Annotated in this window: 15 protein-coding genes; 7 read left to right on the plus strand and 8 right to left on the minus strand. The window is 59.6% G+C overall.

The window, feature by feature from the left end:
• Window positions 1–59 precede the first annotated feature (59 nt).
• Entirely contained in the window at window positions 60–2,789 is a 2,730-nt protein-coding gene (locus KGB03_RS11115) for an RHS repeat domain-containing protein (RefSeq protein WP_223527091.1), read from the minus strand.
• Window positions 2,790–3,045: 256 nt separating this feature from the next.
• Window positions 3,046–5,826 carry an RHS repeat-associated core domain-containing protein gene (locus tag KGB03_RS11120; RefSeq protein WP_223527092.1) on the minus strand — a complete coding sequence of 927 codons (2,781 nt, stop codon included), beginning with the start codon at window positions 5,824–5,826 and terminating at the stop codon, window positions 3,046–3,048.
• A gap of 182 nt (window positions 5,827–6,008) precedes the next feature.
• Between KGB03_RS11120 and KGB03_RS11125 the strand changes: the two genes are divergently transcribed.
• The 3 genes from KGB03_RS11125 (at window position 6,009) to KGB03_RS11135 (ending at window position 7,876) form a co-directional block, all read left to right on the plus strand.
• Window positions 6,009–6,473, plus strand: a complete 465-nt coding sequence (locus tag KGB03_RS11125) for a multidrug transporter (protein ID WP_192410201.1) — start codon at window positions 6,009–6,011, stop codon at window positions 6,471–6,473.
• A 32-nt stretch (window positions 6,474–6,505) separates the two neighbouring features.
• Window positions 6,506–7,330 carry an SDR family oxidoreductase gene (locus KGB03_RS11130; protein ID WP_192410200.1) on the plus strand — a complete coding sequence of 275 codons (825 nt, stop codon included), beginning with the start codon at window positions 6,506–6,508 and terminating at the stop codon, window positions 7,328–7,330.
• 147 nt (window positions 7,331–7,477) lie between these two features.
• A complete protein-coding gene (locus tag KGB03_RS11135; protein WP_111450340.1) occupies window positions 7,478–7,876 on the plus strand; it encodes a DUF4440 domain-containing protein in 399 nt (132 codons plus the stop codon).
• Window positions 7,877–8,026: 150 nt separating this feature from the next.
• Here KGB03_RS11135 and KGB03_RS11140 read toward each other — a convergent pair whose 3' ends face one another.
• The 4 genes from KGB03_RS11140 to KGB03_RS11155 all read right to left on the minus strand — a co-directional run bounded on the left by KGB03_RS11140 (window position 8,027) and on the right by KGB03_RS11155 (window position 12,912).
• Window positions 8,027–8,875 carry an HlyD family secretion protein gene (locus KGB03_RS11140; protein WP_218538134.1) on the minus strand — a complete coding sequence of 283 codons (849 nt, stop codon included), beginning with the start codon at window positions 8,873–8,875 and terminating at the stop codon, window positions 8,027–8,029.
• A 7-nt stretch (window positions 8,876–8,882) separates the two neighbouring features.
• On the minus strand, window positions 8,883–9,083 hold the full coding sequence (locus tag KGB03_RS11145) for a DUF1656 domain-containing protein (RefSeq protein ID WP_007896379.1): 201 nt from the start codon (window positions 9,081–9,083) through the stop codon (window positions 8,883–8,885).
• Entirely contained in the window at window positions 9,073–11,253 is a 2,181-nt protein-coding gene (locus KGB03_RS11150) for an FUSC family protein (protein WP_223527078.1), read from the minus strand. Before KGB03_RS11150 ends, KGB03_RS11145 begins: the two co-directional genes overlap by 11 nt.
• A 147-nt stretch (window positions 11,254–11,400) precedes the next feature.
• Complete coding sequence (locus KGB03_RS11155) at window positions 11,401–12,912, minus strand: efflux transporter outer membrane subunit (protein ID WP_218538132.1); 1,512 nt, start codon at window positions 12,910–12,912, stop codon at window positions 11,401–11,403.
• A gap of 181 nt (window positions 12,913–13,093) precedes the next feature.
• Between KGB03_RS11155 and KGB03_RS11160 the strand changes: the two genes are divergently transcribed.
• The 3 genes from KGB03_RS11160 (at window position 13,094) to KGB03_RS11170 (ending at window position 16,304) form a co-directional block, all read left to right on the plus strand.
• The gene (locus tag KGB03_RS11160) at window positions 13,094–14,062 is read left to right on the plus strand and encodes a LysR family transcriptional regulator (RefSeq protein WP_008150590.1); all 969 of its coding nucleotides are present in this window, start codon (window positions 13,094–13,096) and stop codon (window positions 14,060–14,062) included.
• Window positions 14,063–14,677: 615 nt separating this feature from the next.
• On the plus strand, window positions 14,678–15,652 hold the full coding sequence (locus KGB03_RS11165; protein WP_223527079.1) for a 2-hydroxyacid dehydrogenase: 975 nt from the start codon (window positions 14,678–14,680) through the stop codon (window positions 15,650–15,652).
• A gap of 142 nt (window positions 15,653–15,794) precedes the next feature.
• Window positions 15,795–16,304, plus strand: a complete 510-nt coding sequence (locus tag KGB03_RS11170) for a DUF2165 domain-containing protein (protein ID WP_218538130.1) — start codon at window positions 15,795–15,797, stop codon at window positions 16,302–16,304.
• 26 nt (window positions 16,305–16,330) lie between these two features.
• On the opposite strand, the gene KGB03_RS11175 is transcribed toward KGB03_RS11170, so the two are convergent.
• Complete coding sequence (locus KGB03_RS11175) at window positions 16,331–17,233, minus strand: DMT family transporter (protein WP_192410195.1); 903 nt, start codon at window positions 17,231–17,233, stop codon at window positions 16,331–16,333.
• A 138-nt stretch (window positions 17,234–17,371) separates the two neighbouring features.
• On the opposite strand from KGB03_RS11175, the gene KGB03_RS11180 reads away from it, so the two are divergent.
• Complete coding sequence (locus tag KGB03_RS11180) at window positions 17,372–18,247, plus strand: helix-turn-helix domain-containing protein (protein WP_223527080.1); 876 nt, start codon at window positions 17,372–17,374, stop codon at window positions 18,245–18,247.
• Between the two features lie 117 nt (window positions 18,248–18,364).
• Here the strand turns inward: KGB03_RS11180 and KGB03_RS11185 are convergent, their stop codons facing one another.
• Window positions 18,365–20,794, minus strand: coding sequence for a TonB-dependent siderophore receptor (locus KGB03_RS11185; RefSeq protein WP_223527081.1), 2,430 nt, complete (start codon window positions 20,792–20,794; stop codon window positions 18,365–18,367).
• Between the last annotated feature and the right edge of the window lie 12 nt (window positions 20,795–20,806).

Genomic DNA, 20,806 nt, shown 5'->3' on the forward strand with positions numbered 1-20,806 from the left:
AAGCCCTCATCCAGCCCGCTGCGTTTTCCCTATCCGCAGCGGGTTGGGTGGGGGCTTTTTTATCCCGTCCATTTGGCGCCCGATCTCGAGGCAATGGCCGCTGATCGTGGGTTGATCGCTAGAGTAGATATTTTTACCACCTTGCTGGTCTTGTTTATCCTGTTCAAAGACTTGAGTGTCAGAAAGTTGCCCACGCCTCGCACATTTGAGATGTTTTTCGATATCACCCCGGCGTCCACAGCCATTTTCAGTTCGTCTGGCTTCAGCTGAGAGGCGGGGTTTGCCACCAAAAACTCCACCTTTGCCTCAGTATCATTACTGGCCGCCCCCTTATTCATCGTGGTGGAAATCGCGGCGATTGCGTAGGTTTGCCTGGCTCCGGCAGATTTCAGCTTGTCCTCTTTTTTCAGAATCGCAAAGAACCTGTACTCGAGTATTTTTTTTGGCCCGTCACTTCTTGAGTCCGGCTCGATAATCCGAGGCTTCTGAAAATCCGACTGCGCCAAGTTCAGCATCGTAGATGAGATCGACTCTCCAAGCTCAAGATTCATCTGGGCCTCTCCCGATTTGCCCGGAAACATCCTCGATACATGTTTGAACACGCGTTTGTACTCCTGCAAGCTACGTTTCAGCTCATCTTTGCCAACGGAGTACTTAATGTCCACGCCCACTTCCACCGCTTTGAATTCGGAGCTGGTTTTAAACGCCTTGGTTTTATCGTCAAACACCGCGACTTTTGCGACCATTGACTTGGCCTTCAATCCCATCCGCTGAAGCGTCCCGATATTGATTTCGTAGTCCCCTACTTCATCATGTTGCAAGCCGGATGGATCAATGAACGTCATCGGGTTGTTCAGCACCATCGAGAACAGATTCAATCCATCAATATCCCCCGCAGGATCGGGATTCAACCAACGCTGCAACCACGGTAGGTAGTACCGAAACCCGTAGTAATAAAGCCCCGTCGCATCCCGTTCCTTGCCCGAATAGCGAACGGTTTTGTAATCCCCATCGGTGTCGCTCGGGCCGGCAGACCAGGCGGTTGTACCAAACGGATGATACGTTTCCCGACTGATGACTCGTGCATCATCGGCGAGCTCCAGCGTGCAGGAACTCAGATGATCCACCAGGCTGTAACGGTACTGATCGTTGGTCACGCCGGACGGCGGATCGGTTTCCCAATGCAATACCCGAACACTGTTGAGCCCGGCCTGCGCGGTGATGACCTGTAGCACCTTCCCAGTGCCGCTGTCGGTGCGCAATTCAAGTCCCGGCAAGTAACGCACTTCAGCCACCACGGTTCGGGCATTGGTGTTCAGTGAGCGGATTTTGCGCACGCGCTGGCTACCGCCATCGTAGACATAGGACTCTTGATCATTGCGCCCCGACTCTCGTTCCACCGGGCTGATCGATTGCAACTGGTTCCGCAGGTCCCACCTCAGGAACCTTCCCTGATCCAGCTCCAGACAATTGCCCTTGGCATCGAACGCAGCAGCGATTTCCTCTTCGGTGGGCGGCACGCCGTTGCGCCAGGGCAGGCAGCGGTTGCTGTATCGCGCCGCCTTCAGTTCTCGCCCCATACTTTGCGCTCCGACGTGCGTCAGCTTCAGCAGGTTGCCGCTTTCGTCATAACTGTAGGTCTGGCGGTAGTTGCTGACCGCCGCCGGATCAGCCCGCCCCTCGGATTCCGGTCCCTGGTTGGGGCCGCCCGCCTCCCAGCCAGAAGCCTCGATCAATTGGTAAAGGCTGTCGTAGCGAAAGCGACTGATGGGCTCGATACGCTGGTTAGCGAAGTAACGCACCGGCAGTGCCTTGTCCTCAATGCTGAGGACATTGCCTGTCCGGTCATAGTCGTAGATCAAGTGCTGCAACCACCGGGCACTCGCGTCCTGTGCCCGGCGCTCCCTCAACAAGCCATCTTCAGCGCGGTAAAGGAGGGTAGTTTCTACACCGTTACCGGCGGTTTCATGCGTCACGTGCCCCTCGGCGCTGTACTGGATATCGCTGACCAGCGTTTGCCAGATGCTCATCCCCTGAAGTTGCAGACGCGTCTCGCGCAAGCGACCGTCAAGGGTCAGGCGGAAGACCTGGCGGTTGCCCTTGGCATCAACCTGTTCCAGCACATCATTCAGCGGGCCGAAGCTCCACGTCGAAACGGCACCCTCCCCCGGCTCAAGCAGCCGCTGGCGATCGCCTTCCAGCTCCGGCCAATCAGGTGCAACAGGGTCCAGGGTGAAGTGACGGACTTGCTTCACGCGGTGACCGGTGATTGAAAACGCCTCGAACAGCACCGTCCCTGCGGGGTCGTCATGACGGATCAACTGCCCGCATTGATTCCAGACGTCATGATCGGGACCGCCATAAGTCATGCGCTCAACCGCCTTTCGCGGCTCGGTCGTGCCCTGTTCGAACACCACCAACGGACGAAGCAAGTCATCGTATTCGACCTCACGTCCGGCACCTCGGCTGTCCCACCCCTGCAACACTTCATTGCCCAGACCTGGCAGGTCGAGCTGCCAACCGGCATCGACGCTGTCAGTGAACAGCGCGTTACCCGCCAGCGAAAACACCGTCGTGAGGTTGGCGCGTCGCAATGGATCTTCTTCTGGCAGCGCCCAAAGCCGAGGATCCCACTGTTCAACGGCACGGCCTGCGGCATCGTGAAAGGTGCGATTGATGCGTGCCTGAGTGGGAAAACCTTCGACCTCGCGCCAATAATCAACCGAACGGATCGGCAGACCACGCGGGTCGACAACGGACAATCCGGGTGTTTTGTGGTGCATTCCCATCGTCGAGGCCTGCATGCCGGTCGCGTCCCTGTTTGCCAGCAGTCATCTAACCGCTCGTGGGCAGGTCAGGCTACTGTCAGAAATTACAGTGCCGACCAACGGCATTAATTGCATACGTCCTCTGCGCCAACGAGCGCGGCGTGTCTGCGAAAAACATCGCGCAGTGATTGATCTGTAACACAAGAAGCTCCCTCCCGACCCGCTGCGTTTTCCCTATCGCAGAGGGTCGGACGAGGGGCTTTTTACATCTGGATCATCATAAAAAAGGTTTCCATTGAGTACTCTTCGCCTCCCTGACGGCAACGATGTAGGCATTCGGAATCGGGGTAATGAAGGTCATTTCCACTGTCACAGGTGGAATAATCGCCACGAATTCGGCCCCATCAAGCGTGTCATCACTCATCAAAAGTCTGGTGTCTAATCGTCCTTTGGGAGTGAATTCGAAGGGCGCCCCGAGCCCCAGCGTCTGATCATTGATGTCTCGCTCTTTCAATCCCGGAATTTCCATCCGGTACTGGTAGGCTCTTGTGTCACCGACCCCCCCTGAAACTTCATCCATGCCGGTAGATACGTACCCAGGAAACGGGCTTCTAACGTGTTCCTGGGCCAGGGTGTTAATCCCATTGGACACTACTGCCCGCCTGAACTCATCCTTGATTTTGGGCCCTCTATTATCTCTAGGGAAAAAACCACCCGCTTTACGGATTGTTTTGGGGGAACGATTGTCCGCCCTCGTGGCTATGACGGAACCCGATGTAGCAAGCATCAATTGGTGTGAGCCCACAGTCATTGAACCGCCAGCATAGGAAGGAAGCGCTTCATTTGACTTATCCGCCGTTGGCAACGATATAGGAGGCGGTCTTCGAGGCGCGACCACCGAGGCTTTCGAGGGCTGAACCGTTTGCTCCGCGTTCGGCCGAGGTGCAATAGCGGCTGGCGCAAGTGAAGCCGGTCTTGCCGGGACCAACGGACGTACTGGTGCCGGTTGAGGAGACGTACTGAGTCCGCTAAACATTCCTCTGAGTCTTGAAACTGCATTGCCCTGACCGTCCTTTGGATCAGGTGCGAGCCCATCTACATCAACCAACCCTACCGGGTTGTTGCGGACCATTCGATAAAGATTGAGACCATCGATTGCCCCGGCAGGATCGGGATTCAACCAACGCTGCAACCACGGTAGGTAGTACCGAAATCCATAGTAATAAAGCCCCGTCGCATCCCGTTCCTTGCCCGAATAGCGAACGGTTTTGTAATCCCCATCGGTGTCGTTCGGGGCAGCAGACCAGGCGGTTGTACCAAACGGATGATAAGTTTCCCGGCTGATGATGCGCGCATCATCGGCGAGTTCTAGCGTGCAGGAGTTCAGATGATCCACCAGGCTGTAACGGTACTGATCGTTGGTCACGCCAGGCGGCAGATCGGTTTCCCAATGCAATACCCGAACACTGTTGAGCCCGGCCTGCGCGGTGATGACCTGTAGCGCCTTCCCAGTGCCGCTGTCGGTGCGCAATTCAAGTCCCGGCAGATACCGCACTTCAGCCACCACGGTTCGGGCATTGGTGTTCAGCGAGCGGATTTTGCGCACGCGCTGGCCACCGCCATCGTAGACATAGGACTCTTGATCATTGCGCCCCGACTCTCGTTCCACCGGGCTGATCGATTGCAACTGGTTCCGCAGATCCCACCTCAGGAACCTTCCCTGATCCAGCTCCAGCAAATTGCCCTTGGCATCGAACGCAGCAGCGATTGTTTCTTCGGTGGGCGGTTCGCCGTTGCGCCAGGGCAGGCAGCGGTTGCTGTAGCGCGCCGCCTTCAGTTCTCGCCCCATACTTTGCGCTCCGACGTGCGTCAGCTTCAGCAGGTTGCCGCTTTCGTCATAACTGTAGGTCTGGCGGTAGTTGCTGACCGCCGCCGGATCAGCCCGCCCCACGGATTCCGGTCCCTGATTGGCGCTGCCCGCTTCCCAGCCGAACGCCTCGATCAATTGGTAAAGGCTGTCGTAGATAAAGCGGCTAATGGGCTCGATACGCTGGTTAGCGAAGTAACGCACCGGCAGTGCCTTGTCCTCAATGCTGAGGACATTGCCTGTCCGGTCATAGTCGTAGATCAAGTGCTGCAACCACCGGGCACTCGCATCCTGTTCCCGGCGTTCCCTCAACAAGCCATCTTCAGCGCTATAAACAAGGGTTGTTTGTACATGGTTGCCGGCGGTTTCATGCGTCACGTGCCCCTCGGCGCTGTACTGGATATCGCTGACCAGCGTTTGCCAGATGCTCATCCCCTGAAGTTGCAGACGCGTCTCGCGCAAGCGACCGTCAAGGGTCAGGCGGAAGACCTGGCGGTTGCCCTTGGCATCAACCTGTTCCAGCACATCATTCAGCGGGCCGAAGCTCCACGTCGAAACGGCACCCTCCCCCGGCTCAAGCAGCCGCTGGCGATCGCCTTCCAGCTCCGGCCAATCAGGTGCAACAGGGTCCAGGGTGAAGTGACGGACTTGCTTCACGCGGTGACCGGTGATTGAAAACGCCTCGAACAGCACCGTCCCTGCGGGGTCGTCATGACGGATCAACTGCCCGCATTGATTCCGGACGCCACGATCGGGACCACCATAGGCCATGCGTTCAACCGCCCTTCGCGGCTCGGTCGTGCCCTGTTCGAACACCACCAACGGACGAAGCAAGTCATCGTATTCGACCTCACGTCCGGCACCTCGGCTGTCCCACCCCTGCAACACTTCATTGCCCAGACCTGGCAGGTCGAGCTGCCAACCGGCATCGACGCCGTCAGTGAACAGCGCGTTACCCGCCAGCGAAAACACCGTCATGAGGTTGGCGCGCCGCAACGGATCCTCTTTTGGCAGCGCCCAAAGCCGTGGGTCCCACTGTTCAACCGCATGTCCTGCGGCATCATAAAAGGTGCGGCTGATGCGTGCCTGAGTGGGGTCACCTTCGACCTCACGCCAATAATCAACCGAACGGATCGGCAGGCCACGCGGGTCGACAACGGACAATCCGGGTGTTTTGTGGTGCATTCCCATCGTCGAGGCCTGCATGCCGGTCGCGTCCCTGTTTGCCAGCAGTCATCTAACCGCTCGTGGGCAGGCCAGGCTACTGTCAGAAATTACAGTGCCGACCAACGGCAACAGACCTTGATCGACGAATGTCCATTCCTTCAGCCCTTCGGTAGGATGGTGGTCATGAGTTCAAGGAGCGTTCAAACATGTTCATCGGCGTCCTGCTGGTCATCACCTGGCTGATTTTGTTGCTACGTTACCCGACCAAGGCGTTGCCGGTCTCTGTGGCGGCGGCCATCGGATTGGGTGTGGTGGCAACGTGGGTGATCTGGATGGACAGCCGCGAGGTCAAGCAACTGGCGCGCCTTGAGTTGCGCATCACTTACGCACCCGAACAGTGCCCGGTGGACCGGCCGTTGCATCTGACAATGAACAACGGCAACGACGTTCCGCTGACCGAGCTACGCTGGCGCGTCGCCGCGTATGCGCCGGGCGATACGGTCAACCTGGCCGACAATCAATACGCCGCCCCGCGCTATCGCGGCCCCGGCGAATTGCAGGCCGGCGCGAACTGGGAAGACTGTTTGCCGCTGCCGCCGTTGCGCCCCGGTTATCGCCCGCAAACACTGGAGTTTCGCGCCGAGCATTTGCAGGGTAGTTTCTCCGATTAATCCCCTTCCTCTTTTTGCACAAGGACCGCGCCATGCCCGTTGCGTTGATTACCGGTTGTTCCAGCGGCATTGGCCGCGCCCTCGCAGATGTTTTCAAAAATGCCGGATACGACGTCTGGGCCAGCGCTCGCAAGGCTGAAGACGTGGCGGCGCTGGCCGCTGCCGGTTTCACCGCCGTGCAACTGGACGTCAACGACGGCGCGGCACTCGAACACTTGAGCGAGCGCATCAACCAGCAACACGGCGGCCTCGACGTGCTGATCAATAACGCAGGTTACGGCGCCATGGGGCCGTTGCTCGATGGCGGGGTGCCGGCCATGCAGCGGCAATTCGAAACCAATGTGTTCGCCATCGTCGGCGTCACCCGCGCCCTGTTCCCGGTGCTGCGTCGTGCCAAGGGCCTGGTGGTGAACATCGGCAGCGTGTCCGGGGTTTTGGTCACGCCATTCGCCGGCGCCTACTGCGCCTCGAAAGCGGCAGTGCATGCCTTGACCGATGCGTTGCGCATGGAACTGGCGCCGTTTGGCGTGCGGGTCATGGAAGTCCAGCCGGGCGCCATCGCCTCGAGTTTTGCCAAGAATGCCGGCCATGAGGCGGAGCAGCTGATTACCGAACAATCGCCGTGGTTTCCGCTGCGTGAAGGCATTCGCGCACGGGCCAAGGCCTCCCAGGACAACCCGACCCCGGCCAGCGAATTTGCCGCCGGTTTGCTCAAGGCCGTGCAGCAGAGCAAACCACCGCGCCTGATTCGTTTGGGCAATGGCAGTCGGGCGTTACCGTTGCTGGCGGGGGTATTGCCTAAAGGGCTGCTGGAGGCGGGGTTGATGAAGCGGTTCGGGCTGCGCGGGCAACTCTGAGACCGAGTCGACGCCATCGCGAGCAGGCTCGCTCCCACAGGGATCTTTGGTGTGAATGCAATTTATGCCACGCAGCAGAACCCTGCGGGAGCGAGCCTGCTCGCGATGGCGTCAGAACTAACGCAGAAAATTTCAGGAAACACTTCCATGACCGACTACACCGAATACTTTGACGAAGTGATCCAGGCCCACGTCGCCATCGAGCAATGGTTGGCCGAGGAACAGGACGAGCCGGCGCTTGAACAGTTGCTGACGCGTTTTTCGCCGCAGTTTTCCATGGTCTCGCCGTTGGGCCGGGTGCTGGATTTCGACGCGTTGAGCGAATTGTTTTTGATGGCGGGCGGGAAGAAGCTCGGATTCAGAATTGAGCTCAGCGAGTTGCGTGGCATTGCTCTGTACGATGGTGGAGCAACGGTGAGTTATCGCGAGCAGCAGACCGATGCGACAGGGCTGCACTCTGATCGGCGTTCGACCGTGGTGTTTGAGAAGCGGGCCGATGGCAAGCTCATTTGGCGGCATTTGCATGAGACGTTTTGCAAGGGCTGAACCTTTGTCTTATGTCTGACAGACCGAGTCGCGGCCTTCGCGAGCAAGCCCGCTCCCACACTTGATCTGCGTCGTTCACAAAATCTGCATTCGAACTCGGCCCTATGTGGGAGCGGGCTTGCTCGCGAAGGCCGCGACTCGGTCTAATGGCTAATTAACCACAACGGTGCACGTAATCCCCGCCGCCAACAACACACCCTCCGGCACTTCATCAATGTGAATCCGCACCGGCACCCGTTGCGCCAGACGCACCCAGTTAAAGGTCGGGTTCACATCGGCAATCAGCTCGCGACTTTCCGGGTTATCACGGTCGTAGATACCGCGAGAAATGCTTTCCACATGCCCCTTCAACACTTCCCCGCTCATGAGTTGCATGTCGGCTTTATCGCCGACCCGCACGTGGGGCAATTTGGTTTCTTCAAAGAAGCCGTAGACCCAGAACGAGTTCATGTCGACCACGGCCATTTTCGCTTCGCCAATACGCGCGTAATCGCCGCGATGCACATTGAGGTTGGTCACATAACCGTCCACCGCTGCGCGGACCTCGGTGCGTTTCAGGTTCAGTTCGGCGGCTTCGAGCTGTGCCTGAGCATGCTGGTAATCGGCCAGGGCCGAGTCGGCGATGTTGCTCGCGTCGTCGCGGTTTTCCCTGGAGATCACCAGGTTGTCCATGTCGGCGCGGCGGTGGGCGTTGACCTTGCGCATCTCCCATGTGGCCTTGCGTGAGGCCACCAGCGACTGTGCCTGTTTGACCGCAATGCGGTAGTGCTCGGGGTCGATCCGCATCAGCAAATCACCCTTCTTCACCTGTTGATTGTCGCGCACCGGCACGTCCACCACTTCCCCGGTGACGTCAGCGGCGACGTTGATGATGTCGGCGCGCACCCGGCCGTCGCGGGTCCACGGCGTGTCCATGTAATGCACCCACAGGGTCCGGCCGATCCACATCGCAAGGGCCAGCACCAATAGCGTGGCGAGCAGGCTGAAAAGCTTTTTCATCAGGGCCTCAACGGTAAACAGTCAGCGCCAGAGCGCCGAACAGACAGGTAAACAGACTCAGGCGCAGCAGCGCCGGGTGCCAGAAGAAGCGGTACAGATCGAACCCGGACAGGAACCGGTCAAGTGCCCAGGCCAGCGCCGCCGCGATGAAAAACATCAGGGTCATAGTCGGCATGTACACGCCGTGGAAGGCGATTTCACGAGGCATGTTCGAGTCCTTTGGCATAAGCGGCGAGCGGTGATTGCGGGTCCAGTAATGAGGTGCGGATGAAGTGCAAATAGCTCTTCACCCGACGCAGGGCCGAGGTGTCGAAGTGCGGCGCGAAAGGTTCGTCGGTGGCTTGCACGCGGCTGATCGCGTGATCGACGGCGATCAGGCCACGCTCCAGATTGCTCTGGCTCGGTTGCAGAAACAGCCGCACCAGCGAGCGCCCCATCACCCGGATCGCCTGACGCCACGGCTGCGATTCGGCATAGGCCGGATGCACCGGCAGGATCGCCTGTTCCTTGCGCAACTCGATGATCGCGTGGCCGACTTCCAGCACCACGAACATCCAGCGCAGCAAGTCCCGTTGCACCTGCGGCTGCCCTGCCGCGAGACCGTAGGCCTGATGCAGCAAGTCCCGCGTACGGCTTTCGAAACTCGACGCCAAACCCTTGAGTTTGCCGCTGATGGCGTACACCACTTGCCCGCGTAAATCCTGCTCCAGCCGACGCCACAACCAGCGGCTGTTGGGCGGCAGAATGATCGCCCCGGCCGCCGCGCACACCAGCATGCCGAGCACCATGGCGATGTAGTCGTTGATAAAGGCGTAAGGGTTGTAAACGGTGAGGTTGTCCGGCACCGAACCCGTGCTGAAGAAGATCAGCAAACCGAGACCGACACCGGCGTATTGCGGCCTTGATGTGAGGAACGAACCGAGCACGATCACCGGCGCGAGCATCACGCAGAGCAACGGAAAGCCGTCGATCCAGGGGAAGATGAAAAACATCTCGACGAAGCCGATCAGCGCTCCGAGGAGCGTCCCGCAAGCCATCTGAAAGGCCATGCGTTTTGGATTCGGTGTCGCCGCCGAGAGGCCCACGGTAGCAGCGGCAATCAGCGTCATCGTCGCCCCGCTCGGCCACGCGGTGGCGACCCAATAGCTGCCCAGAACCACCAGAATGAACGCCGCGCGAATCCCCGAGGCGGCCGACGCCATCCAGTTGGTTTGCGGGGTGAATGGCTCATCCCATTGCTCGCGCGCATGGCTGTGATCAGCCAGAGACGCGTGGGTCTGTGCATAACTGTACAAATCGTCGACGAAGCGATAAAGCAGCTCGTACGCGGTATGAAAATCCAGCTGCTCGGCGTCGCTCGGATTGCTCTCCTGAAAAGTCGCGCGCAAGCTGCGAACCCGCGCCGGCAGACCTTCTTTATAGGCGGTCAGCGCAATGACCAGACGGCCCGCATCGGCGTTGGTCAGGGCACGGCCGCTGAAGCCGTCGAGCAGTTCGGCCAGGTCCTGCAAACCCGGTTTGATCGCCGCGACCACGTGATCGACGCCGCTGCTGCGCAAGCGTTCGAGCAACTGGTGCAAGGCGTTGAAGCGGGTGGTGATGCCCATGAATTCGCTGTTCAAGCGGCTGAGCCGACCGCTGCGCCGACGCATGTGTGGGTCTTCAAACACAGTGACGCTGCGCAGTCCTTCCAATCCGACAGCCTCGGCGATGAAGCGCACGTTGCTTGCCTCGAAAGCGTCCCGTTTGCTGCGACCGCGCAAGCCATCCGTGACGAATAGCGCGAACACGCCGAAGCGCTGATACAAGGCGTTGCGCATCGCGGCACTGGCGGATTGCGGCAGGATTGCGGCGCTGACCAGCGTGGAGCAAATAATCCCCAGGGAGATTTCCAGCACCCGCCACACGGCGGCCATGAACGCGCCATCCGGGTGCGCCAGTGCGGGCAAACCAACCATCGCGGCGGTGTACCCGGCGAGCACGAAACCATAGGCGCGGAAGTTGCGATAGCGCGCCGCGCCCGCCGAACAGATGCCGACCCAGATCGCCAGCGAGCCGAGGAACAGCTCGGTGTTCTGTGCAAACAAGGCAATCAACGCGACCATCACCGCCGAGCCGGCCAATGTCCCAAGGAAGCGATAGAAACTCTTGGCCAACACGTGACCGCTTTGCGGCTGCATGACGATGAACACAGTGATCATCGCCGTGCGCGGCTGCGGCAACTCCAGGCGCATGGCCAGCCACAGCGTCAGAACCGCGGCGAACAGCACCTTGAAAATGTAGACCCAGGTCACGCCATCGCTGCGCGCCCAGTCGAAGAAACCCCGACGCCATTCAAGGGAATACAGCCAGCGCAAAGGTGCGGGCAAGGGAGTCATGAAATCCTGCTCATTGATCGGAAGTTGTGCGGCGAGAACTTGGTCCCTGTGGGAGCGAGCTTGCTCGCGAATGCGAACTGGCATTCAGCATTAATGTCGTCTGATACACCGCATTCGCGAGCAAGCCCGCTCCCACAGGGTCCGTGTTCAATTTGAGATGCCCTTAAGGATGGCCGGGGTTTTCGGCGCCTGGGTCTGGCTGTCTTTCGGCACGTCGTCACCCGCGCCCAATCCGCCGCCGAGTGCCGTCACCAATTCCGCATGAGCACTCAGTCGCGCCGCCTGCACCTGCTGCTGAACCTGCTGCTGTTTGAACAACAGCGTCTGGGCGTTGAGCACGTTGAGGTAGTCAGTAAGGCCGCGCTGGTAGGCGATCATCGCGATGTCGTAAGTCTTCTGGGCCGTAGCCACCGACTCGGCGGCGAAAGTTTGCTGCTTGTCCATGGATTCGCGGCGGATCAACTGGTCGGAGATATTTTTCAGCGCGTTGACCAGCGTCTGGTTGTACTTGGCCACGGCGATGTCGTAACCCGCCGAGGCTTCGCCCAGCTCCGAGCGCAACCGGCCGCCGTCGAAGATCGGCAACGAGATCGCCGGGCCGACGCTGTAGTTGAGCTTCTTGCCGGTCAAAAACTCCAGCGCTCCACCGCCGGTGGCCATGTAGCCGAGGCTGCCGACCAGGTCGACGTTGGGGTAGAAACCAGCGTGAGCGACATCGATACCCCGTGCCTGGGCCGCCACTTGCCAGCGACTGGCGACCACGTCCGGGCGTTGACCGAGCAACTGCGCGGGCAACGACGACGGCAGTTTCAGCGCGGCGCCTAACGACAACGTTGGCCGCTGCAACTGCGCGCCCTCCCCCGGCCCTTTGCCGGCAAGGGCCGCGAGCTGGTTGCGGCTGAGGGCGATTTCTTCGTCCAGTGCATCGATCTGACGGTGAGTTTCCGGCAGCGGCGTTTCAGCCTGACTGACTTCGAAATGGGTGCCGATGCCACCGTTCAGACGCTTCTGCGCGAGGTCGAGAATTTGCTGCTGCTGTTTCAAGGTCGCCTCGACGATGTCCCGTTGCGCGTAATGCAACGACAGCTCGATGTAGGCGCGCACGATGTTGTTCTGCAATTCGAGCTGGGCCAGACGCGCTTCGGCGGCGCTCATGTGAGCCATGTCGACGGCGCGCTCGGTGGCGTTGCTTTCGCGCCCCCAAAGGTCGAGGGCGTAGCTGAAGCCCAATGCGGCGTTGTTGTCCCAGGTCGTCGTGTTGGCCAATTCGCCCGGCCCGTAGAACTGATCGGTGGGCCAGTTATGGCGTTTGAGGGTGGATTGGCCATTGATCTGCAGCGACTCGGCGGACTCGGCGATCCCGGCCATGGATTTGGCCTGACGCACTCGCGCCGCCGCCATGGCCATGGTCGGGCTGCCTTGCAGGGCGAGGTCGATCCAGCGGTTCAATTGCGGGTCGCCATAGGCCTGCCACCATTGCGCGGTGGGCCAGTGAGCGTCCTGTGCAGCGTTCTGGATGGCTTCGTCGGTGGCCAATGAATCGGCCTCCAGCGCCTTGCCCTGCGGGGCAATACCTCCGGTACCGATGCAGCCGCTGATTGCCAGGGTTAAAGCCAAAACACTGAGCGTCTGAAGCGCTCTGTTGATGCGACGCGGCACTGCTGCGATTTCCTGAGGTGGGGAGTTGTTCCTGAGGTGGGCAATTCTAGGGGTCGGCTTTGTTGGCGATAAGCTGGGAATCCTGTGAATCTTTGTTACCGTTAACGCGATAATCCGTTAGTCGGGGTCTCAGACCCTGAAACTTCGTGTCACAATTTGCCATCGCCTCCGAGAGCACCCCATGGACACTTTGCAAAACATGCGCGCCTTCAGTTACGTGGCCGAGGCTGGCAGCTTCACCGCCGCCGCCGTGCAACTCGACACCACGACGGCTAACGTTTCGCGCGCGGTCTCCAACCTGGAAGCCCACCTGCAAACCCGCCTGCTCAACCGCACCACCCGACGCATCGCCCTGACCGAGGCCGGCAAGCGCTATCTATTGCGCTGCGAGCAGATCCTGGCTTACGTCGAAGAAGCCGAAGCCGAAGCCAGCGACGCCCACGCCCGCCCGGCCGGGCAGCTCAAGGTGCACACCATGACCGGCATCGGTCAGCATTTCGTGATCGACGCCATCGCCCGCTATCGCAAAACCCACCCCGACGTCACCTTCGACCTGACCATGGCCAACCGCGTCCCGGACTTGCTGGACGAGGGCTACGACGTGTCCATCGTGCTCGCCAGCGAACTGCCGGACTCAGGCTTCGTCTCCCAGCGTTTGGGCATCACCTACAGCATCGTTTGCGCCTCGCCGGCCTATGTGAAAGCCAACGGCTGCGCGCAGAAGCCCAGCGATTTGCTGAACCACGCATGCCTGCGTCTGGTAAGCCCAGTGATTCCGCTGGAGAAATGGACCTTCGACGGCCCCGAAGGCCAGGAAATGGTGACGATTAATAGCTCACCGTTTCTGGTGAACTCCGCCGATGCGATGAAGACGGCGATCACCAGTGGCATGGGGGTTGGGGTTTTGCCGGTGTATGCAGCGATTGAAGGGTTGCGCAACGGCACGCTGGTGCGGGTGATGCCGAACTACCGGTCGCAGGAATTGAATCTGTATGCGATCTACCCGTCGCGGCAGTATCTGGACGCGAAGATTAAAACGTGGGTCGAGTATTTGCGCGGGTCCTTGCCGGAGATATTGGCGGCGCATCAGGCGGAATTGGTGGCGTATGAATTGAGTGGGAGCATGGGTGGGGTTCGGGTGGCGAATTGATCGGCCGGCTGATAGACCGCCTTCGCGAGCAAGTCGAATCGTCGCACCGCCGCTCCCACAGGGGAATGGTGTACACCTGCGGGTGATCGGTCGGCTGTCAGGCCGCCATCGCGAGCAGGCTCGCTCCCACAGGAGATCGGCGTACGCCTTTCGCCTTTCGCCCCTCACCACTCATCAGGCCGAGCGTTAGCTCGTCTGCAGCTCTTGATCTTGATCCACCCGCCCCTTCGGCAGGCTGAGTGGAGGTGTTCATCTGGGGGGCAGGCGCGCAGCGCCGTTCGACGCAGTCGAACACATCGAGAGGAGGTCGAAGCGAAGCCGACCGGAGGCGATGCCCCCAGATGGACGCCGGAGCGAAGGAACGCCGAGCCCAAGCGAGGGGCCGGACGCTGGGGCGAGACTTTTTGGTTCCTTTTGTGGCGTTTGACAAAAGGGACTCGCCGTAAGGGCGAAACCCTAAGCCGCCGTTACCGCAGAAACGGATATGTACACCACCAACAGCAACATGGTCGGCCCAAAGGCCGCCAAGGACAAAAGAGCCCAACAGCCTCGCCCAAATCCAAAGAAGAATGTTAGCGTGCTTGGCATTCACCTGCGCCCGAGAGCCCTCCTCCCATGAAAAAGACCGTCCTCGCCTTCAGCCGCATCACCCCGGAAATGGTCGAACGCCTGAAGCAAGACTTCGACGTTATCGTGCCAAACCCGAAAAACGGCGACATCAACGCCCAATTCAACGAAGCCCTGCCCCACGCCCACGGCCTGATCGGCGTCGGTCGCAAACTCGGTCGTGCACAGTTGGAAAACGCCGCCAAACTGGAAGTCGTCTCCAGCGTCTCGGTCGGCTACGACAACTACGATGTCGCCTACTTCAACGAACGCGGGATCATGCTCACCAACACCCCCGACGTCCTCACCGAAAGCACCGCCGACCTGGCCTTCGCCCTGCTGATGAGCAGCGCCCGCCGCGTCGCCGAACTGGACGCCTGGACCAAGGCAGGCCAATGGCAAGCCACCGTGGGTGCGCCGTTGTTCGGCTGCGATGTACACGGCAAGACCCTGGGCATCGTCGGCATGGGCAACATCGGTGCGGCCATCGCCCGTCGCGGGCGGCTGGGCTTCAACATGCCGATCCTCTACAGCGGCAACAGCCGCAAGACCGAACTGGAGCAAGAACTCGGCGCGCAGATGCGCAGCCTTGATCAACTGCTGACCGAAGCTGATTTCGTCTGCCTGGTGGTGCCGCTCAGCGAAAAAACCAGACACCTGATCAGCCACCGTGAATTGGCATTGATGAAACCCAGCGCGATTCTGGTGAACATTGCCCGCGGTCCGGTGGTGGACGAACCCGCCTTGATCGAAGCCCTGCAAAACAATCGGATTCGTGGCGCCGGGCTGGACGTTTACGAGAAAGAGCCGCTGGCCGAGTCCCCCCTGTTCCAACTGAAAAACGCGGTGACATTGCCGCACATCGGCTCGGCGACTCATGAAACTCGCGAAGCCATGGCCAACCGTGCCTTGGCCAACTTGCGCAGCGCTTTGCTGGGTGAGCGACCACAAGATCTGGTGAACCCCCAAGTGTGGAAAGGCTGATTAAAACGGGCAGATGTTTTTAAACGTCTGCCCACTGGGTTACACAACTTGCAACTCAGTCAATCCACGTAAAACAGTTAAGCGCTATAAACTCCCTGCCACTTATCCGACTCAACGGAAAACAGTGACGGAGAACACAAGCTTGAACAACCTTACAACCGACAAGCTCATCAGATATATAAAAATTCTGCTAATTATTTATATAAGCTTTTTTGGCCTACTAGTGATGTACAGCAACTTCACCGACTACGCATCAAACTATGAGTACGTCGGCCATGTGCTAAGCATGGACACCACCCGGAGTAACCCAAGGCTGAGTTACAGGGCAATCACCTCGCCCATGCTTCACCACCGAATTTACTGGTTAATCATTACCTTGGAAGTTACCTTCACAACCTATTGCCTGATAGGCGCCTTTCATCTTTATCGAAAAATAAACAGGTCTGCGGAAGAGTTTCACGAGGCAAAAAAGTTTTCACTCATTGGTTTAATGATTGGTATTTTTGTCTATTACGTTTGCCTGCAGGTTATCGGAGTCGAATGGTTCAACATGGATACCTCACAAGTATGGAACGCCAAGGACTGGGCTCGGCATATAGTTGATTTCCTACTTCCATTGCTGATATTCGTCGCGCTCAGGACCGAGCGCTGAGCTGCCTCAACGCTCCACCCGAACCTTTACGCGAGTTTGCCGTTGCCCTGCACCATCGGCGCCCTGGGCTTACGAAACACCAGCACATTGCCCAGCATCACCAGTACCAAACCCACCAAGGCGGGCGCGGTCCATTGATAGCCTTCGGCAAACGCCGACACATTCAGCGCCACGACGGGGAACAGTACGGTGCAATAGGCTGCGCGTTCCGGCCCCATCCGCCCGACCAACGTCAGGTAGGCCGTGAAACCGATCACCGAACCCGGAATCACCAGGTACAGCAGCGAGCCGATGTAGCGCGCATTCCATTCCATGTCGAACGGAATGCCTTTGACCAGGCACCACACCGACAGCATGGCCGCGCCATAGGCCATACCCCAGGCATTGGTAGTCAGCGGTTTGAGCCCGGCTTTCTGTTGCAGGCTCGACAGCATGTTGCCCGCCGAGAAGCACAGTGTCCCGAGCAATGCCAGGCCCAACCCGAGCAAGGTTTGCGGGCTCGCGGTGTGGCCCACCACCTCAGGCCAGAACAACAGGCCAAGCCCAAGCAACCCCAGCGCACCGCCCATCAGCACATTGCGAGCGACTTTCTGGCCAAAGAACACGCGAGCATTGAGTGCGTTCCACAACGTGGCGGTGGAAAACACCACCGCGACCAGACCGCTGGGTATCCACTGGCTGGCCGTCAGAAAACACATGAAATTGATGCAGAACAGGCACAACCCCTGCGCCAGACAGATCAGATGCCCGCGACGGTTCATCACTTGCAGGCGGCGACTCAGCAACAGCATCACGAACAGCACCAACGCGGCGAGGCCGAAGCGATAGACGATCGACACCGGAATCGCCACCACGCCCAATTGCCATTTCAAGGCAATCCAGGTGGTGCCCCAGATCAGCACGGTCAGCAGATACAACGAAAGGTTCATGGCAAAGACTCCTGAATAGGTCTTCAGTGTCCTGCGCCAGGGCCTTTCGCACTTGCATAAACTTGCGCTTTTGTCGGGCCACAGGCTGGCAGCCGAACGGCTACGGAGTAGGATGCAAGGCGTCAAAGAGAAGCCATCATGCCTGCACTGGAAACCCTGCAAGTCTTTCAAGCCCTCAACCGCTCGCCCAATGCTCGCCTCGAGCACAGCACCGAGCTCGGTGACGGCATGGCTGCAGCCTTGTGGAGCAATCATCACGACGCCCAGGATTACGAAGCGCCGAGTCATCACACCCTGTCCTGCTACATCGCTGGCGGCACCGGCACTTTTCGCCGCGACCAACCCGGCACCAAGGGCGGCCCGGACAAGCTGTGCATCCTGCCGGCAGAGCATCAATCGGGTTGGGTGATCAACGGCGACATACGCCTGGCCCACGTGTATTTCAGCCCCGAACAATTCGCCCTCGGCTGCGTTACGTTGCTGGACCGCGAACCTCGTGAGCTACAGCTACGCGAAGCCACCTTTCTCGACGACCCGGCGCAAGCCCGGCGCTTTCGGCAAATGCTCACACTCAACTGGGACGAGCCCGGCGAACGCGTGCTCACCAGCAGCCTGGCCCATGAAATGCTCAGCCACGTTTTGCTCGGTCAGGTGGGGATGCGTGAGGGCTTGCGGCTCAAAGGCGGATTGGCAGCGCATCAGCGGCGGCAGTTGGTGGAGTTCATCGACAACCAATTGGCCGAGGCGATTAGCCTGGGGCAGTTGGCGGCGTTGTGTGCGCTATCCGAATACCACTTTGCACGGATGTTTCGCGAGAGTTTTGGCTTGCCGCCGCATCAGTATGTGCTGTCGCGGCGACTGAGCCGGGCGCGGGAGTTGCTGCGTACGACGTCGCAGCCGTTGGGGGATATTGCATTGGCGTGTGGGTTTGCCAGTGCGAGTCATTTCACCAATCGGTTTCGTCAGGCATTGGGGGGAACGCCCGGTGAGTATCGGCAGGCGTTTTTGCGGTAGACCTGAGATTTTCGGTGTTTGGGATGCCGCCTTCGCGAGCAAGCCCGCTCCCACATTTGGAATGCATTCCCCTGTGGGAGCGGGCTTGCTCGCGAAGAACGATGACGCGGTCTGCGATCAGAACTCCAGCGTGCTTGAGAGCGACACCTGCCGCGAATCCCCCATCGACACAAAGAACCGGCTCGCCGCCGAGGTGTAGTAGGTGCGGTCAAACAGGTTCTTCACATTGAGCTGGAACTTGACCTTCTGCCCCTCGACTTTGGTGTCGTAGGTAGCGAACGCATCGGCCACGGTGTAGCTCGGCAGGTCGAAATCGTTCACCGCGTTACCCGCTCGCTCACCGACATACCGCGCCCCTGCGCCGACCCGTAGCTGATCGCCACCGACGATAGTGCCAAAGTCATAAACCGCCGACAGCGAACCACTATTCTTGGCGACGTTTTGCAATTTCTTGCCTTTGTAGATCGGGTCCTCCGTCACTTCAGCGTCGGTGTAGGCATAGCTGCCGATCATGCTCCAGCGATCACTCAACTGACCGCTCAAGTCCACTTCCAGCCCACGGGAACGCACTTCACCGGCGGCGCTGTAGATCGTCACCGGACCTTCGGAGTTGGCCACCAGCACATTGCGCTTCTTGATGTCGAACAGCGCGACGTTACCGGTAACGCGGCCTGGCATGTCGAGCTTGGCGCCGATTTCCCAGGACTTGGCTTCTTCCGGCGCGATGCTGCCGTCCAGCACGGTGCTGCTGCCGCTCAACGGTGCGATGGTCGAGTTGGGTTTGAACGATTCGGTGTAGCTGCCGTAGAACGACAGTTCATCGGTGTAGCGATACACCAGACCGGCGCGAGGCACCCATTTCTGGCCGTTGCTGTCGGTGTTGGCCTTGAACGGCACGCCTTTGCCGGCGTACTGGTCGTATTCCTGGAAGCGCCCGCCGGCCACCAGAATCCATTGATCGGTCAGGTGAATCGAGTCCTGCAAAAACACCGAATCGCTGCGCAGTTCATCGGTCTGCGCGCTGTCGGCCGGGCTGACCGTGGTGCCGGCGACTTCGCGGCCGTAAACCGGGTTGACGTAACTGAAGGTGCTCAAGCTTTTCTGACGGATCAGGTCTTCGCGGTAGATCTTGCGGTATTCATCATCGACGCCGAACACCAGGTCATGTTTCATCCCTGCGAGCTGGACATTGCCTTCCAGGCTGGCGGTGGTGAAGCGGTCGGTGCTGATCGCGTTTTGAGTGCCGTCCATGCTGCGAGTCAACGTGCCCTTGTTGGTGTCGATGGCGGTGATGCGCACCTGGCTGGCGTCGTAGGTTTCGCGGTTCCAGCTGTAGCCGAAGTGGGCTTTCCAGTTGTCGTTGAGCTCGTGATCGGCCTCGAAGTGATACAGGTCCGAGCGGCCTTCCATGTTGTTGAAGGGTTCGTCGAGGCGACGCTCGCGGGAGATGTCCAGCGGATGGTTGTCACGCGGGTCGATGATTGTGCCGCGGTCGAACGGGGTCAGAAACTCGCGGTGTTCATAGGAGAACAGCAGCTTGGTGCTTTCGCCGAACCAGGCCAGGGACGGTGCTACCAATGTCTCGCGGTGAGTACCGAAGTTGCGCCAGTAATCTTCGTCTTCGTGGTCCAGGACCATGCGATAGGCCAACCCGGAATCACCCAACGCGCCGGTGCTGTCGAGGCCGCCGCCGCTGCCGTTTTTGCCGTCGCCATAGGTCGAGCCACGCAGGGTCAACGCGTTGTACTGCTCAAGCTCGGGTTTCTTGCTGACCATGTTGACCACGCCGCCCGGGTCTTGAATGCCATAAAGAAGCGAGGCCGGGCCCTTGAGCACTTCGACCCGGTCCACGGTCGCATTCATGCCACGGCCCTGCACGATCGGCATGCCGTCGCGCATGATCGAGCCGTTGCGGTTGTCGCCGAAACCGCGAGTCATCACCGAATCCTGAGTGCTCGCCAGTGTGTTGCCTTGAGTAATACCGCTGACGTTGGCCAGCGCGTCGTCCAGATTGCGCGGCGCCTGATCGCGAATGACCTGCGCCGGAACCACGTTGACAGTCTGGGGGATTTCCTGGATCAAGGCCGAAGAGCGCATCACCGAACTGGTGGGCGGTGGCTGATAGCTCATGGACTGATCGGCCACCGAGGTGATGGTGGTCGCGCCCAGATTCAAGGCGCCATCGGTAGGCAACGGCTCCAGCAGCAAGGTGTGACCGTCAGTGCGACGGAAGGTGAACCCCGAACCGCTGAGCAAACGCTGCATCGCCTGCTCGGCACTCATCTGCCCGCTGAGCGCTGGAGCGTTGATGCCGTACGGCGCCTCATCGGTGTAGACCACGCTGATGCCAGTGATCCGGCTGAAGTCGCTCAAGGCCTGGGGCAGCGGTTTGGCAGCCATTGCGAAGCTGAACGGCGCACTCTGCCGGGCACTGCCAGCCTCAGCCGCCACCGCCACACTCAACGGCAGCAATGCCAGCGCCGAAAAGCTCAAGGCACACGTACCCAACCACTGTTTGACCGAACCCGATTTTGCCCTGGACTTCATTGCTCATGACCT

The sequence above is a fragment of the Pseudomonas sp. BF-B-26 genome (genome assembly GCF_019956495.1).
Classification (GTDB): Bacteria; Pseudomonadota; Gammaproteobacteria; order Pseudomonadales; family Pseudomonadaceae; genus Aquipseudomonas.

What these genes read in the sequence shown, in the direction of transcription:
- KGB03_RS11115 (WP_223527091.1), bottom strand. Translation starts at nt 2,789, where the DNA reads ATGGGAATGCACCACAAAACACCCGGATTGTCCGTTGTCGACCCGCGT.
- KGB03_RS11120 (WP_223527092.1), bottom strand. Translation starts at nt 5,826, where the DNA reads ATGGGAATGCACCACAAAACACCCGGATTGTCCGTTGTCGACCCGCGT.
- KGB03_RS11125 (WP_192410201.1), top strand. Translation starts at nt 6,009, where the DNA reads ATGTTCATCGGCGTCCTGCTGGTCATCACCTGGCTGATTTTGTTGCTA.
- KGB03_RS11130 (WP_192410200.1), top strand. Translation starts at nt 6,506, where the DNA reads ATGCCCGTTGCGTTGATTACCGGTTGTTCCAGCGGCATTGGCCGCGCC.
- KGB03_RS11135 (WP_111450340.1), top strand. Translation starts at nt 7,478, where the DNA reads ATGACCGACTACACCGAATACTTTGACGAAGTGATCCAGGCCCACGTC.
- KGB03_RS11140 (WP_218538134.1), bottom strand. Translation starts at nt 8,875, where the DNA reads ATGAAAAAGCTTTTCAGCCTGCTCGCCACGCTATTGGTGCTGGCCCTT.
- KGB03_RS11145 (WP_007896379.1), bottom strand. Translation starts at nt 9,083, where the DNA reads ATGCCTCGTGAAATCGCCTTCCACGGCGTGTACATGCCGACTATGACC.
- KGB03_RS11150 (WP_223527078.1), bottom strand. Translation starts at nt 11,253, where the DNA reads ATGACTCCCTTGCCCGCACCTTTGCGCTGGCTGTATTCCCTTGAATGG.
- KGB03_RS11160 (WP_008150590.1), top strand. Translation starts at nt 13,094, where the DNA reads ATGGACACTTTGCAAAACATGCGCGCCTTCAGTTACGTGGCCGAGGCT.
- KGB03_RS11165 (WP_223527079.1), top strand. Translation starts at nt 14,678, where the DNA reads ATGAAAAAGACCGTCCTCGCCTTCAGCCGCATCACCCCGGAAATGGTC.
- KGB03_RS11175 (WP_192410195.1), bottom strand. Translation starts at nt 17,233, where the DNA reads ATGAACCTTTCGTTGTATCTGCTGACCGTGCTGATCTGGGGCACCACC.
- KGB03_RS11180 (WP_223527080.1), top strand. Translation starts at nt 17,372, where the DNA reads ATGCCTGCACTGGAAACCCTGCAAGTCTTTCAAGCCCTCAACCGCTCG.
- KGB03_RS11185 (WP_223527081.1), bottom strand. Translation starts at nt 20,794, where the DNA reads ATGAAGTCCAGGGCAAAATCGGGTTCGGTCAAACAGTGGTTGGGTACG.